Source organism: Shewanella glacialimarina (assembly GCF_020511155.1).
Classification (GTDB): domain Bacteria; phylum Pseudomonadota; class Gammaproteobacteria; order Enterobacterales; family Shewanellaceae; genus Shewanella; species Shewanella glacialimarina.
The window spans coordinates 2,987,814-3,002,879 of sequence record NZ_CP041216.1 but is presented as its reverse complement, the minus strand read 5'-3'; the positions used below and the strand labels follow the sequence as shown (position 1 = coordinate 3,002,879).

Here is a 15,066-nt window from a genome sequence, read left to right as displayed (position 1 = left end):
TATGGCTATTACAGTAAATACAAACGTAACTTCAATGAAGGCGCAAAAAAACCTAAACATTTCAACGGGTGCATTAAATACGTCAATGGAACGTCTTTCAAGTGGATTAAGAATTAACAGTGCTAAGGATGATGCTGCTGGTTTGGCTATTTCTAACCGCTTGAACTCGCAGGTTCGTGGGTTAGATGTTGGCATGCGTAATGCAAATGATGCGATTTCAATTGCTCAAATTGCTGAAGGCGCGATGCAAGAACAAACTAACATGCTGCAACGTATGCGTGACTTGGCCATCCAATCTGAAAACGGTGCAAATAGCACCGCCGATTTAACGGCATTAAAAGCAGAGATGGATCAACTTGCTACAGAAGTTACAGCGATTGGCAATAGTACTGCATTTGGTAATACTAAATTATTGACGGGTGGTTTCTCGGCGGGAAAAGTTTTCCAGGTAGGCCATCAAGAAGGCGAAGATGTTAAAGTTACCGTGAAGACTAATAATGCAGCGTCATTATCTGTTAACGCCATAACAGTATTAACTTCTGCAGGGCGTAACTCAGCATTAGGTAGAATTGATGCCGCGATTAACAAAATTGATACTCAACGTGCTGACTTAGGTGCTGTTCAAAACCGTTTGAGTCATAACATTGCTAACAGTGCTAACACTCAAGCAAACGTTGCAGATGCGAAGAGTCGTATCGTTGACGTCGACTTTGCTAAAGAGACATCTGTTATGACTAAAAATCAGGTGCTTCAACAAACAGGCTCTGCAATGCTTGCTCAAGCAAATCAGTTACCTCAAGTAGCACTCTCTCTGTTGGGATAATTTGAAGCGTCAAATAAATCAGCCTCTATCAGCTTCTATACGTAGGGGCTGATTTTGTTTATAGGGTATCTATGACCCAAATACTTTCTTATTTCTAGATCTTTATTTTTCTGTTAAATATTGTTTTTTTTGAAATTTATTTTTTAAACAGATTAAGAACAAAAATAAATCAAAAAAAATCTAAAGAAAAAAAAGTAATTGCCGTTACATATATTGTAACGAGCAAGACCTGTCTGACTTGAGCTAAAGCAAACAGGCGTATCTCAAGTCAGAAATAATATGAGGAAGCAATCATGGCTATCACAGTAAACACTAATGTTACATCATTAAAAGCACAGAAAAATCTGAATTCATCTTCTAGTGGACTTGCGACTTCAATGGAACGTTTGTCTAGTGGTTTGCGTATTAACAGCGCAAAAGATGATGCCGCAGGTCTAGCGATTTCGAACCGTCTAAATTCGCAGGTTCGTGGTCTTGACGTCGGTATGCGTAATGCGAACGATGCAATTTCAATTGCGCAAATATCAGAAGGCGCAATGCAAGAACAGACTAACATGCTTCAACGTATGCGTGACTTGGCAATTCAATCTGAAAACGGTGCAAACAGTTCAGCGGATTTAACGGCACTAAAATCAGAGATGGATCAGCTTGCATTAGAAATTACAGCGATTGGTAATACCACTGCGTTTGGTAATACAAAATTAATGGCAGGTGGTTTTTCTGGTGGTAAGACTTTCCAGGTTGGTCATCAAGAAGGGGAAGATGTTAAGATTACCGTTAAGACAACAAATGCGGGTTCTTTATCTGTTAACTCTTTAAATGTGACTACATCAGCTGGCCGTGCTTCTGTACTCGGTAAGATTGATGCTGCAATCAAGAGTATTGATACACAACGAGCTGACTTAGGTGCGATTCAAAACCGTCTAAGCCATAACATCAGTAACAGTGCTAACACTCAAGCAAACGTTGCAGATGCTAAGTCTCGTATTGTAGATGTGGATTTCGCCAAAGAAACATCAACAATGACTAAAAACCAAGTGCTTCAACAAACGGGTTCGGCAATGTTAGCTCAGGCTAACCAATTACCACAAATCGCATTATCTTTACTATAATGTAAGTTAGTTTTGTAAGCATTAATAGGGAGATTCGCTGGCGGATCTCCCTTTGTTGTTTCAAAGATATCTATTTAAAGCGATTAATTAACTGGTAAAAGAGTATTCGTTGAGGTGAAACATGGAAATTCAAACAAATAGCAGTGCGAGTTTTATTGCCAGGGCAGAGTCGACAAAATCTGATTTAAATAGTGTACCTTTGAGCGCTAAAAAAATTGATGTTAGCCAGGTAGAATTAAATCGAGAATCATCAATTCAAGCAGTAAAACAGCAAGAAGAAACATCAACTGATAGCAAAAAACCAAATGAGTCTCTAGAGGTTGTTGCCAAAGAATTGACTGATATGGTCGCAATGATGCAAAAAGGATTAAAGTTTTCTGTCGATGTTGATTCAGGCAAACAAGTGATTAAAGTACAAGATATTGAATCTGGTGATATTATCAGACAGATACCAAGTGAAGAAGCATTACAATTAGCGCAAAAACTCAGTGAGGTATCTGGGGTATTGATGCCAATTGAGGTTTAATTTTTTTCATAAATTTTATATATTAACGTGTGTAGTTGGTTTTTGCTGTCAGCATTTTAGGTAATCAATCGGCTCAACGGAGGCTATTATGGCATTAACTGCGACAGGTATTGGTTCTGGGTTAGATATTTCAAATATTGTCAGCGTACTCGTTAGTGCTGAAAAAAGCCCTAAAGAAGCACTTTTTACCCGACAAGAAACCCAAATTAATGCAAAAGTTTCTGCCATAGGAACGTTGAAAAGTGGCTTGTCAAACTTTCAAGATGCAGCCAAAAAACTACAAAGTGGTGCGCTGTTAAATTTACGTACAGTATCGACAGGAGACAGTGCATTTTTTACCGCTAAGGCTGATCAATATGCACAACCAGGTAAGTACTCTATAAAGGTTGAGCAGCTTGCCGCTTCTCATAAAGTTGCTGGTGCCAATATAGCCGATCCAAGTCAGGCTGTTGGTCAAGGAAGTTTAGATTTATCTGTAAATGGTGCAAACTTCTCGGTTACTGTCGATCCCGCTGATACGCTTTCCGCTATAGCATCAAAAATTAATAATGCTTCAGATAATGCAGGTATAACTGCGACTGTGGTTAAAAGTGATGCTGGTAGCCGCCTCGTTTTTACCGCCAATGACTCTGGCACCGATAATCAAATTACCATGTCTGCAACAGATACCAGTGGTACAGGGTTAAGCGATATGTTTAATGGCGCTAATCTTGAAGAACTTCAAACTGCAGCCAATTCTATTATTTACATCGATGGTCAAAAGTTAACCTCTCAAAGTAATACTGTTGATGATGCTATTACTGGTGTCACACTTGACCTAACGAAGGCTGATATAGCTGCCACCTCAACGCTATCGATTAAACAAGATACCGATTCAGTAAAGAAGAATATTGAAGAGTTTGTTAATGCTTACAATACTCTTATCTCCTCTATAGATAAGTTATCTTCATATGATGCCGAAACAAAAACCGCATCAGCTTTACAAGGTGATTCTATGGTTCGTTCATTAGAGTCCCAGCTTAGAAAGACGGTTAGTGAAAGAGTCAGTGTTGATGGTATAGAGTCTGCTTTATATGAGTTAGGAATATCGACAGATAATAAAGGTAAACTCAATATTGATAATACCCGTTTAACCGACGCTATTAATAATAACATGTCGTTAGTTGAGGGTGTTTTTTCTACTGAAAATACAGGTTTAGCACATAAATTTGATGATCTGGTTCAGACCTATACTAAAGCTGGCGGTGTGATTGATGGCCGCAAAAATTCTTATACAGAGCAATCAAGTCGGCTAACAGATCAAAGAACTGCATTTAGTTTGAAAATGGAACAGTTACAAGCTCGATTGCTTAAACAGTTTAATGCTATGGATTTGATTGTTGCACAATTAAATCAACAAAGTTCTGGTTTATCAGATAGGCTCAATTCGCTACCTGGCGTCGTTCGAACATAAAAGGAATGATTGATTGCACTCTAAACTTAAACTGATTAACGACACTATTGAAGATACGTTAAATCAAATTGATAATATGCCTGCTGAAGATGAACAGTCTGATAAGTTGGTATCATTATTGCTTGAGTGTATAGGAGAGCGTCAATTATATATTGATTCAATGATTAATGATGCTGTCGATGACACATTTGCTGCTTATTTATCAGAACAGCTATTAGTCACTAATGACTTTGTGAACAGGGCTTCTAAAATAATGTCCCATCGACAAAACTTATTAAATTTAAAAAGCACTCATCAACGACAAATTAAAGTTTATCAAAACATTGATGCAAATAGGTAGGTTATTATGAGAAGTTCTTTACAGTCATACCGTAAGGTTTCGATTGACAGTGAAATATCAGTTGCTTCGCCACATCGTATTATTCAGATGATGTTTGCCGGTGGCTTGGAAAGACTTGCTCAAAGTCGCTATGCCATTGAAAATGGTGATATGGAAAATAAAGGTCTGTTTATCGGCAAAGCTATTGGTATCGTTAACGGTTTAAATAATAGTTTAAATATGGAAGCTGGTGGTGAAATTGCTGGAAATCTTAGTCAATTGTATGACTTTATTTTAATAAAAGTCACCGAAGCGAATTTGAAAAACGATACTCAGTCTATTGATGATGCTGTCAGTGTTTTAAGGACACTTAAAGAAGGTTGGGATGCTATTCCACAAAGTGATCATCATCTAACTTCTGAAGCAAGCTAGTTTTATTCAGGTATGCTGTGACAGATTTAAACGCCATTGAGCAAATCTCAATGGCGTTTTTTTATATTTTTATAAAAAATACATTGTATTGCATGAATTATCAGCAATTGTGCACTAATATGAGTTTAGATAATGATTTAGCCGTTGAAGCACTTGCTTCTGGTTCGGGGTTAATTCATATTTAGTACTGTAAATGAAAAATTAACCCCATAAGCGAAACAATTAGTCCTCTAAACGAGAAAATCATCTTCGGATAGACATTTTATGGTTATAATTAATGTTTTGTTTAACATTTGTCACTTACTGTGACCATTTTGTCCTTTGGTTTTATTATTAAACGCGTAATAATGGCTCAGGATTTTTTACACTTATAATAAGCTTTGGCCCTCTGAATGATGCAAATTGAACAACGAATTTTAATTGTCGGTACCCTCTCCGAGCGTGTAACTCGCCTGTGCTGCATTTTTGAATTCTTAGGTGAGCAATGTGACATTTTAACCGTTGACGCTTTGTTACCTTTGATAGAAGAATCAAGATACCGCGCCATTGTTATAGACTCCGATGTGGTAGGGCTTGATAGTGTTAAAAATATTGCAGCAATAGCGCCTTGGCAGCCACTATTACTATTGGGCAATACCGCTATTGAAGCGTCCAGTATTCTTGGTGTAATAGAAGAACCGATTAATTATCCACAACTAACTGAATTACTGCATTTTTGTCAGGTGTTCGGTCAAGCTAAAAAAGAGCAAGCTCCTACCAGTGGTAATCAAACTAAATTATTTCGCAGTCTTGTTGGTCGCAGTCAGGGTATAGCCAATGTGCGACACTTAATTAGCCAAGTTGCAGGTTCTGATGCCACGGTTTTAGTGCTTGGCCAATCTGGTACAGGCAAAGAAGTGGTTGCCCGTAATATTCATTACATATCAGAACGTCGTGACGGACCGTTTATACCGGTTAACTGCGGTGCGATACCGCCAGAGTTACTAGAAAGTGAGTTATTTGGCCATGAGAAAGGCTCTTTTACCGGGGCAATATCATCACGTAAAGGTCGCTTTGAGTTAGCTGAAGGTGGCACGCTATTTCTTGATGAAATTGGCGATATGCCACTGCAAATGCAAGTGAAACTATTGCGTGTTCTGCAAGAACGAGTATTTGAACGTGTTGGCGGCAGTAAAACAATCAAAACGGATGTGCGTGTCGTCGCGGCAACGCATCGTGATTTAGAGACCATGATTTCTGAGAATGAATTCCGTGAGGATTTATATTATCGCCTGAACGTCTTTCCAATTGAAATGCCTGCATTGTCTGAACGTCGTGATGATGTGCCATTGTTATTGCAAGAATTGGTTAGTCGAGTCTTTAATGAAGGCCGAGGTAAAGTGAGGTTTACCCAGCGTGCTATTGAGTCATTAAAAGAGCACACTTGGTCTGGAAACGTTCGCGAATTGTCTAATTTAGTCGAGCGATTGACTATTTTATTTCCTGGTGGATTAGTTGATGTAAACGATTTACCTAATAAATATCGCTATATTGATGTACCAGAATACTGTGTTGAGATAAGTGAAGAGCAATTAGAGCGTGATGCATTAGCGTCTATTTTTAATGATGATGAGCCCATTGAACTCCCTGACACACGCTTTCCTACAGAGTTACCGCCTGAAGGCGTCAACCTTAAAGATTTATTGGCAGAGCTTGAAATAGATATGATCCGTCAGGCGTTAGAATTACAAGATAATGTGGTTGCTAGAGCCGCTGAAATGTTGGGGATTCGTCGCACTACCCTGGTAGAAAAAATGCGAAAATACGGTATGGGTAAAGAATAGTCACCTTTATGTACAGTGAGTATTAACTGATAAAGCATACCCTCCAAAGGTGTGCTTTATTTTTTTCGTATTTTGGCATACTAAATGCAGTAACCCGTTAAATGTCGTTCTTTTGACGGAGTCACTATGCTAATTGCACACGCTGTAACCCAGCAAAATTCAACAGATTTTCAGCAAACTCAATATTTGCTGCAACAATCTGCTGTAGCTTCTTTGCGAGTGGACACCTCAGCAGAATACCTTCATGACAGTAAATTGACCCGAAGTCAGTTTGCCCATGTGAAAGAGGCTGCCAATATGTCAAATCAAATGGCGCATATTCTTCAGGCGCTACCGTCTGGTGTCGTTATTATTAACGGTGATGGTGTGGTGACACTCGCTAACCCTATGGCGGCAGAGCTGCTTGGCCGACCGCTTCAGGGGTTACGTTGGTTTGATATTATTAATCGCGCTTTTTCACCCCAAGATGATGATGGCCACGAAGTGTCATTGAAAAATGGACGTCGAGTTAAGTTGGCTATTACGCCATTAACTCCAGAACCCGGTCAGTTGATTGTATTAACTGATCTAACTGAAACGCGTTTACTACAGAAAAATTTATCCCACTTACAGCGTTTATCGGCGCTTGGTAAAATGGTGGCAACTTTAGCTCATCAAATTCGAACACCGCTATCAGCCGCGCTACTTTATGCCTCAAATTTAGGTAACACTAAACTAGCAGAGCCTTCAAGAACTCGCTTTCAATCAAAACTGGTTGATCGTTTAAATGAGTTAGAGCGTCAAGTAAACGATATGCTTTTGATGGCCAAAGGGCGTCAAGATGCGAAAGCGGATAACGTAGCAGTATCTGATATTATCAATATTGTTATGGCTAATTGTGAAGTGATTGCCAACAAAAAATCCTGTGAGATATTCCAGCAATGCTCAACCGATGCCAGTTTATATGCTAATCGCGATGCGTTAAGTTCTGCAGTGAATAATTTAGTGATGAATAGTATCGAGGCCGGTGCAACCAAAATTAAAATTTGCGCCACTGAAGCTGAAGGTAATGTCATTATTGATGTGATTGATAATGGTAAAGGACTAGACCCTCAAATGCAGCAACAAGTGCTCGAGCCTTTTTTTACCACTAAAGCACAGGGGACTGGGTTAGGTTTAGCTGTTGTGCAATCTGTGGTGCGTAACCATGGTGGTAACATTCAATTATCATGTAAACCGCAAATGGGTTGTCAGGTGCGATTAAGTTTTCCGATGTCTAAAGATTCGGTATTGAATAGTCAGTCGCAGGAGGGTAATCATGTCTGAAGCAAAACTATTACTCGTTGAAGATGATGCTGATTTACGTGAAGCATTACTTGATACATTATTGTTGGCGCATTATGAATGTGTTGATGTTAGCTGTGCAGAAGATGCGATTATCGCGTTAAAAGCACAACATTTTGACTTAGTCATCAGCGATGTCCAAATGGAAGGTATTGGCGGTTTAGGTCTGCTGACCTATTTGCAGCAAGCTCAGCCCAAATTACCGCTATTGTTGATGACAGCTTATGCCACTATTGATAGTGCGGTTAGTGCCATTAAATTGGGAGCTGTTGACTATTTAGCTAAACCTTTTGCGCCTGAAGTTTTGCTTAATCAGGTATCAAGATATTTGCCGCAGAAGCAAAATACTAACCAACCTATTGTTGCCGATGAAAAAAGTCTCGCGTTGTTAGGGTTAGCCCAACGTGTGGCGATATCAGATGCTTCAGTGATGATTTTAGGTCCCAGCGGTTCTGGTAAAGAAGTGCTAGCGCGCTATATTCATCATCATAGTAGTCGTAAAGATGCGCCTTTTATTGCCATCAATTGTGCTGCTATCCCTGAAAATATGCTGGAAGCGACCCTATTTGGGTATGAAAAGGGGGCGTTTACAGGTGCATATCAAGCATGTCCAGGTAAGTTTGAGCAGGCCCAAGGTGGCACTTTGCTGCTTGATGAAATATCTGAAATGGAACTGGGTTTACAAGCAAAGCTGTTGCGTGTTTTACAAGAACGCGAAGTGGAACGATTAGGCAGTCGTAAAACGATTAAACTTGATGTGCGTGTATTAGCCACCTCAAATCGTGATTTAAAAGCCATTATCAATTCAGGTGAATTTAGAGAAGATCTATATTACCGGATTAATGTGTTTCCATTAACTTGGCCAGCACTTTATCAGCGTCCTGCTGATATTTTACCGTTAGCCAGACATTTACTGGTTAAACATGCTAAAGCATTTAATATCAATCCTATACCTACTTTAGGTGAGGTAGCGACTAGACGATTATTAGCCCATCGTTGGCCTGGTAACGTGCGTGAGCTTGATAATGTTATTCAAAGGGCGCTTATTTTAAGCAATGGTGGCGAGATCAACGGGCAAGATATTATTATTGATTCGGCAGATGTGGCTTTACACACAGATATTGACAGTATCGAAAAACCTTTTGAAGTTGAAGGTCTTGGCGGTGAATTGCAAGCGCAAGAGCATGTGATTATTCTTGAAACCCTAACTCAATGTCATGGTAGCCGAAAACTTGTCGCTGAAAAATTAGGCATAAGTGCACGCACGCTACGTTATAAAATGGCTAAAATGCGTGATGCGGGAATTCAATTGCCCGCATAACTGCCGTTTTGTTTTTTACGAACACACAGTGTTTGTTTTATAGCATTTTTTATCAAAGCTACGCATTCCCGCGTAGCTTTTTTGTTTACTGTTAATCTTGGCACTCAAATTGCTTTATCCCATTAAGAAAGTTAAATATCGTCAAATATTCGACGAATGGGAGTTTCAGCATGCAGATCAACGCCAATCCATTACTTCAAGAAATGCAGTCACTTCGTGGTGAAATTGCACCTTCCAGCCGTTCGAACATGGGGTCGGGTATTAGCCCTAACCTAATCCAGCAAGTGAATAACACCTCAGGGTCAGATTTTGGCCAGTTGTTATCCCAAGCTGTCGGCCATGTGAGTGGTTTACAGAAATCATCTTCAAGTTTAGCGACTCGTCTTGATATGGGGGACTCAACTGTGACCTTATCTGACACCGTCATTGCGCGCGAAAAATCAGGCGTAGCATTTGAAGCGACTGTGCAAGTCAGAAATAAACTGGTAGAAGCTTATAAAGAAATCATGAGTATGCCGGTATAACTTGCATCAGAAAGACGTTATTAAAGCAGTATAAAAGTAGGGGCATATTGTGAGCACAGACATAATGGTAGGTTCAGATGCGGCAGTTGATGCCGGTATTCAGCAAGAGAATAAGTCTGGCTTGTTGAGCAATGTGGGCGGGGCAGACATGATGCGTCAAATCACTATGATTTTGGCGTTGGCAGTGTGTTTAGCCCTAGCTGTTTTTATTATGATGTGGGCACAGGAGCCTGAGTATCGTCCATTGGGTAAAATGGAAACCGCTGAAATGATCCAGGTACTGGATGTACTTGATAAAAATAATATTAAATACCAAATCAGTGTTGATGTTGTTAAGGTTCCTGAAGATCAATACCAAGACGTTAAACTGCTGTTAAGTCGTGCTGGAGTCGAGAGTAGTGCCAAAAATGATGACTACTTAAGCCAGGATAGTGGCTTTGGGGTGAGTCAGCGTATGGAGCAAGCGCGATTAAAGCACAGCCAAGAGTTAAATCTTGCCCGTGCTATTGAAGAATTAAAAAGTATTAGCCGTGCCAAAGTAATTCTTGCACTGCCTAAAGAAAATGTTTTTGCCCGTAACGCATCTAAGCCAAGTGCTACTGTTGTAGTCAATGTGCGTCGAGGCGGCCTAGGCCAAGAAGAAGTCGACGCTATTGTTGATATCGTAGGGTCCGCTGTACAAGGTCTTGAACCTTCGCGCGTGACAGTAACTGATTCTAATGGAAGATTACTTAATTCAGGCAGTCAAGATGGGGTGTCAGCACGTGCCCGTCGTGAACTTGAGTTAGTGCAACAAAAAGAAGCCGAATACCGTAAAAAGATAGATTCAATTCTTATGCCTATTCTTGGTCCTGAAAACTACACCTCTCAGGTCGATGTCAGTATGGACTTTACTGCGATAGAGCAAACCTCAAAACGTTACGATCCTGATTTGCCTGCATTGAGCAGTGAGATGACTATTGAAAGTAAATCATCTGGTGGAAGTGTAGGTGGCATACCAGGTGCGCTAACTAATCAACCTCCTATGGAGGCTGATATTCCTATTGAAGCAGGCGGCGGTGCGGCAGCATCATCAAAATCATCGGATACTCATCGAGAAGCCACCCGTAATTTTGACTATGACACGACAATTAGCCATACCCGCCAGCAAGTGGGGCAAGTTCGTCGAGTGAGTGTGTCCGTGGCAATCGACTTTAAACCTGGAGAGGCGGGTGAAGATGGCCAAGTTAGCCGGGTTGCGCGTACGGAACAAGAGTTAACTAACATTCGTCGGTTGCTGGAAGGTGCAGTAGGCTTTAGTAGCCAACGTGGTGATGCGCTTGAAGTGGTAACCGTGCCGTTTATGGATCAGCTTTTAGAAGAACTGCCTGCTCCTGATATGTGGGAAGAACCTTGGTTTTGGCGTGCAATTAAACTGGTGCTAGGTGCATTAGTGGTTTTAGTTCTTATTCTTACGGTAGTGCGCCCTATGCTTAAGCGCCTTGTTAACCCTGATGGTGTTAATATGCCCGATGATGTTCGTTTAGGGCATGAACTTGCTGAAATTGAAGATCAATATGCTGCCGATACGCTAGGCATGTTAAATACCAAAGATGCTGAATACAGCTATGCTGATGATGGTTCAATTCTTATTCCGAATTTACATAAAGATGATGATATGATTAAGGCTATTAGGGCACTGGTTGCAAATGAGCCGGAACTATCTACTCAAGTAATTAAAAATTGGTTACAAGACAATGGCTGATAATAAAACAGATAAAAAAGAAAAAGCTGAGAAAGTCGGTTTTGATTCTGAGTCCATATCTGGAATTGAAAAAACGGCGATTTTATTGCTGAGTTTAAGCGAAGCAGATGCGGCGTCAATTTTAAAGCACCTTGAACCCAAACAGGTTCAGAAAGTGGGTATGGCGATGGCGGCGATGGATGATTTTGGTCAAGAAAAAGTCATTGGTGTCCATAAGCTTTTTTTAGATGAAATTCAGAAGTTCTCTTCAATTGGTTTTAATAGTGCTGAATTCGTACGCAAGGCGCTAACTGCGGCGTTAGGTGAAGATAAAGCCGGTAATTTGATTGAACAAATTATCATGGGCAGTGGAGCTAAAGGTCTAGATTCGCTTAAATGGATGGATGCACGCCAAGTGGCAACCATCATTCAAAACGAACACCCGCAGATCCAAACCATTGTTTTATCCTATTTAGAACCGGATCAAGCGGCTGAAATCTTTAGCCAGTTCCCCGAAAATACACGCCTTGATTTAATGATGCGAATTGCTAACCTTGAAGAAGTGCAGCCCGCTGCATTACAAGAGTTAAATGATATTATGGAGAAACAGTTTGCTGGCCAAGGTGGTGCGCAAGCAGCGAAAATGGGCGGCTTAAAAGCTGCGGCCAATATCATGAACTACTTAGATACGGGTGTCGAAAGTCAGATTATGGAAACCATGCGTGAATCTGATGAAGAAATGGCACAACAAATTCAAGATATGATGTTTGTGTTTGAAAATCTTATTGATGTTGATGACCGTGGTATTCAAGCATTACTGCGTGATGTACAACAAGATGTACTAATGAAAGCGCTCAAAGGTGCTGATGATGCCTTGAAAGAGAAAATATTAGGTAACATGTCTAAGCGTGCGGCAGAGCTACTGCGCGATGATCTTGAGGCTATGGGACCAATTCGAATCAGTGAAGTTGAAGTGGCGCAAAAAGAAATTTTATCGATAGCCAGACGTTTATCTGATAGTGGTGAGATTATGCTTGGCGGTGGCGGCGGTGAAGAGTTCTTGTAAGAACCACTTCAGCCCATGACGAATGGCAATTGAACTTTCGAAGCGACATCTATCTCGAAAATCAACATGTCACAGCAGGAATGTATATAACATTGGCTAAACTATGACTGACTCAAAAATATCCAAGAAAGTTTTAAATGTTGAGGATGAACATGATTTCAGCCATTGGCAGCTGCCGGATGTCACCGAAGATATTTCAGCTAAACCCTCAAACCTATACGGTAAAAAAGAAGGTGTATATCAGCCTTCAGTTGCCGTGGTTGATAAAGTCGTGTCTATGCCGACTATGGCTCAAATTGAAGAGATTCGAGCAGATGCAGAAAACGAAGGATTTGAGCAAGGCAAACAAGAGGGGCTTAAACAGGGGCTTGAACAAGGTCGACTAGATGGATTAGCCCAAGGCCATGAAGAAGGGTTTACTCAGGGGCAAGAGCAGGGTTATGAAGCTGGAATGGTTAAAGCCAATCAACTGGCAGAGCAATTATCTTCATTAATCACTCAGTTCCAACAGCCTTTAGCTATTTTGGATGCTGAAGTTGAGTCAGAAGTGTTAGCAATGACATTGGCGTTAGCCAAAGCTGTTGTACAACAAGAACTGAAAATGCATCCAGAGCATATTGCAGCCACTATTCGTCAAGGCGTAGATGCTCTGCCAATAAAAGAGCAACGAGTAAAACTAAGATTGCATCCGGATGATGTTGCTTTGGTGATGTCTTTATACGGTGAGTCACAATTAAGCAAAAATGATTGGCATCTAGAAAGTGACCCAAGTTTATCGGTAGGTGATGTATTTATTGATAGTACACGTTCAAATGTCGACTTACGTTTATCACAACGTATTTTACAGGTATTTGGCAGCCTTGATGAACAATCAGCTCAGTTAGCTCGTCAAGTTGAGGTGGCAAAACATGAAGATAGCGTTTATACCACGACACAAGTAGATACAGAACTATCATCTGCTGATGTTAGTTCTACTCACGACAACAATCACAATCATGATAAAAATCACAATGATGATTCAAGCGATGAATATTCAACTCTATATGAGCCTGATGGCACAGCGTCATTAATCAACAATGTGCCAGAGTCAATTTCTGAAACACCAACTGATGCAGTTGGTTCAGTACAGGTTGTTATGGATGAAAAACGATCGGAATCCGAAACGCAATCACAATCAAAATTAAAATCCAAATCTATTGAAGCAACTGACATAGCAGCATCCGAATATGCTGACTCGCAAACTACTGAGCAAGGTTAAGTTGATGAAAGACCGCCAACATCAGTTACTGAATAAACTTAAAACCCATCATCTTAAGGTTGCTCCTGTACGTCCTATTGCTAGCGGTCAGTTGGTGCGTGTTGTGGGTTTAACGTTAGAAGCGACTGGGTGTCGTGCACCTGTGGGCAGTTTGTGTTCAATTGAAACTATGGCTGGTGAGCTGACGGCTGAAGTTGTTGGATTTGATGATAAATTATTATATTTAATGCCGGTTGAAGAGCTTCGGGGGGTATTACCGGGCGCAAGAGTGCAACCGTTAGGTGAGCAAGAAGGCTTAAAAGTAGGCTTAAGTTTGTTGGGCCGCGTGTTAGATGGCAGCGGTCAGCCCCTTGATGGACTGGGCCCATTAACCACAAGTGAACAGGCTTCTCGTCATCCTCCTTATATCAACCCCTTATCTCGACGTGCGATTACCGAGCCATTAGATGTTGGTGTACGTGCAATTAATGCCATGCTGACTGTTGGTAAGGGTCAGCGAATGGGCTTATTTGCCGGTTCTGGTGTGGGTAAGAGTGTTTTATTAGGCATGATGACCCGTGGTTCAAATGCAGATGTTATTGTCGTTGGGCTAGTTGGCGAGCGTGGCCGAGAAGTCAAAGAGTTTATAGAAGAGATATTAGGTGATGAAGGACGTGCTCGTTCAGTTGTTGTGGCAGCACCTGCCGATACCTCTCCATTAATGCGCTTGAGGGCATGCGAAACATCGACTCGTATAGCAGAATATTTTCGAGACTTAGGCTATAACGTATTGTTATTGATGGATAGTTTGACCCGCTATGCTCAGGCTCAGCGTGAGGTGGCTTTAGCGATTGGTGAGCCGCCCGCAACAAAAGGTTATCCACCTTCTGTGTTTGCTAAATTGCCTAGACTAGTTGAACGTGCGGGTAATGGTGGCCCAGGTCAGGGGTCTATTACGGCTTTTTATACTGTCTTAACCGAGGGCGATGATTTGCAAGATCCTATTGCTGATGCATCGCGTGCTATTTTAGATGGCCACGTAGTGTTATCGCGTCGCCTTGCTGATTCAGGCCATTATCCGGCTATTGATATAGAGCAATCGATTAGTCGCGTAGCGCCTATGGTGATCAGCGACGAACACTTAGAGGCAATGCGTCGCGTCAAACAAATGTACTCTCTTTACCAACAGAATCGAGATTTGATTTCTATTGGGGCATATTCGCAGGGGAGTGATCCGCGGATTGATAATGCGATTAGGTTACAGCCTGCTATGAATGCTTTTTTACGTCAGGGTTATAAAGAAGCGATTAGTTTTGACAGTAGCGCTATTATGATGACGCAAATAGCGGGTCAATGTCAGAATTAATTCAAAGCAATATTTATT

General features: G+C 41.0%; 15 protein-coding genes. All 15 read left to right on the top strand.

Annotated features, from left to right (window positions below; all coding sequences use genetic code 11):
* The first annotated feature begins 1 nt into the window (after position 1).
* The 15 genes from FJ709_RS13070 to fliI all read left to right on the top strand — a co-directional run bounded on the left by FJ709_RS13070 (position 2) and on the right by fliI (position 15,048).
* Positions 2-823, top strand: a complete 822-nt coding sequence (locus FJ709_RS13070) for a flagellin N-terminal helical domain-containing protein (RefSeq protein WP_226410468.1) — start codon at positions 2-4, stop codon at positions 821-823.
* A gap of 293 nt (positions 824-1,116) precedes the next feature.
* Positions 1,117-1,935 (top strand): flagellin N-terminal helical domain-containing protein, encoded by an 819-nt coding sequence (locus tag FJ709_RS13065; RefSeq protein ID WP_226410467.1) that lies wholly within the window; start codon positions 1,117-1,119, stop codon positions 1,933-1,935.
* Positions 1,936-2,056: 121 nt separating this feature from the next.
* A complete protein-coding gene (locus FJ709_RS13060; RefSeq protein ID WP_226410466.1) occupies positions 2,057-2,461 on the top strand; it encodes a flagellar protein FlaG in 405 nt (134 codons plus the stop codon).
* A gap of 88 nt (positions 2,462-2,549) precedes the next feature.
* Positions 2,550-3,914 carry a flagellar filament capping protein FliD gene (fliD, locus tag FJ709_RS13055; RefSeq protein ID WP_226410465.1) on the top strand — a complete coding sequence of 455 codons (1,365 nt, stop codon included), beginning with the start codon at positions 2,550-2,552 and terminating at the stop codon, positions 3,912-3,914.
* 13 nt (positions 3,915-3,927) lie between these two features.
* Positions 3,928-4,254 carry a flagella biosynthesis chaperone for FliD, FliT gene (locus FJ709_RS13050; RefSeq protein ID WP_226410464.1) on the top strand — a complete coding sequence of 109 codons (327 nt, stop codon included), beginning with the start codon at positions 3,928-3,930 and terminating at the stop codon, positions 4,252-4,254.
* Positions 4,255-4,260: 6 nt separating this feature from the next.
* Positions 4,261-4,665 carry a flagellar export chaperone FliS gene (fliS, locus tag FJ709_RS13045; protein WP_226410463.1) on the top strand — a complete coding sequence of 135 codons (405 nt, stop codon included), beginning with the start codon at positions 4,261-4,263 and terminating at the stop codon, positions 4,663-4,665.
* Between the two features lie 17 nt (positions 4,666-4,682).
* Positions 4,683-4,850 (top strand): hypothetical protein, encoded by a 168-nt coding sequence (locus FJ709_RS13040; RefSeq protein ID WP_226410462.1) that lies wholly within the window; start codon positions 4,683-4,685, stop codon positions 4,848-4,850.
* Positions 4,851-5,057: 207 nt separating this feature from the next.
* Entirely contained in the window at positions 5,058-6,488 is a 1,431-nt protein-coding gene (locus FJ709_RS13035; protein ID WP_226410461.1) for a sigma-54 dependent transcriptional regulator, read from the top strand.
* A gap of 126 nt (positions 6,489-6,614) precedes the next feature.
* Positions 6,615-7,793: a sensor histidine kinase gene (locus FJ709_RS13030; RefSeq protein WP_226410460.1), complete on the top strand. Its 1,179-nt coding sequence runs from the start codon at positions 6,615-6,617 to the stop codon at positions 7,791-7,793.
* Positions 7,786-9,132, top strand: coding sequence for a sigma-54-dependent transcriptional regulator (locus tag FJ709_RS13025; RefSeq protein WP_226410459.1), 1,347 nt, complete (start codon positions 7,786-7,788; stop codon positions 9,130-9,132). The genes FJ709_RS13030 and FJ709_RS13025 overlap by 8 nt, the downstream gene beginning before the upstream one ends.
* A 170-nt stretch (positions 9,133-9,302) precedes the next feature.
* Positions 9,303-9,656, top strand: a complete 354-nt coding sequence (gene fliE, locus FJ709_RS13020) for a flagellar hook-basal body complex protein FliE (protein ID WP_226410458.1) — start codon at positions 9,303-9,305, stop codon at positions 9,654-9,656.
* 64 nt (positions 9,657-9,720) lie between these two features.
* Entirely contained in the window at positions 9,721-11,400 is a 1,680-nt protein-coding gene (gene fliF / locus FJ709_RS13015) for a flagellar basal-body MS-ring/collar protein FliF (protein WP_404830059.1), read from the top strand.
* Positions 11,393-12,445: a flagellar motor switch protein FliG gene (gene fliG, locus FJ709_RS13010; RefSeq protein WP_226410457.1), complete on the top strand. Its 1,053-nt coding sequence runs from the start codon at positions 11,393-11,395 to the stop codon at positions 12,443-12,445. The genes fliF and fliG overlap by 8 nt, the downstream gene beginning before the upstream one ends.
* A 103-nt stretch (positions 12,446-12,548) precedes the next feature.
* Positions 12,549-13,703 carry a flagellar assembly protein FliH gene (fliH, locus tag FJ709_RS13005; RefSeq protein WP_226410456.1) on the top strand — a complete coding sequence of 385 codons (1,155 nt, stop codon included), beginning with the start codon at positions 12,549-12,551 and terminating at the stop codon, positions 13,701-13,703.
* Positions 13,704-13,707: 4 nt separating this feature from the next.
* Positions 13,708-15,048 carry a flagellar protein export ATPase FliI gene (gene fliI, locus FJ709_RS13000; protein WP_226410455.1) on the top strand — a complete coding sequence of 447 codons (1,341 nt, stop codon included), beginning with the start codon at positions 13,708-13,710 and terminating at the stop codon, positions 15,046-15,048.
* The last annotated feature ends 18 nt before the right edge of the window (positions 15,049-15,066 follow it).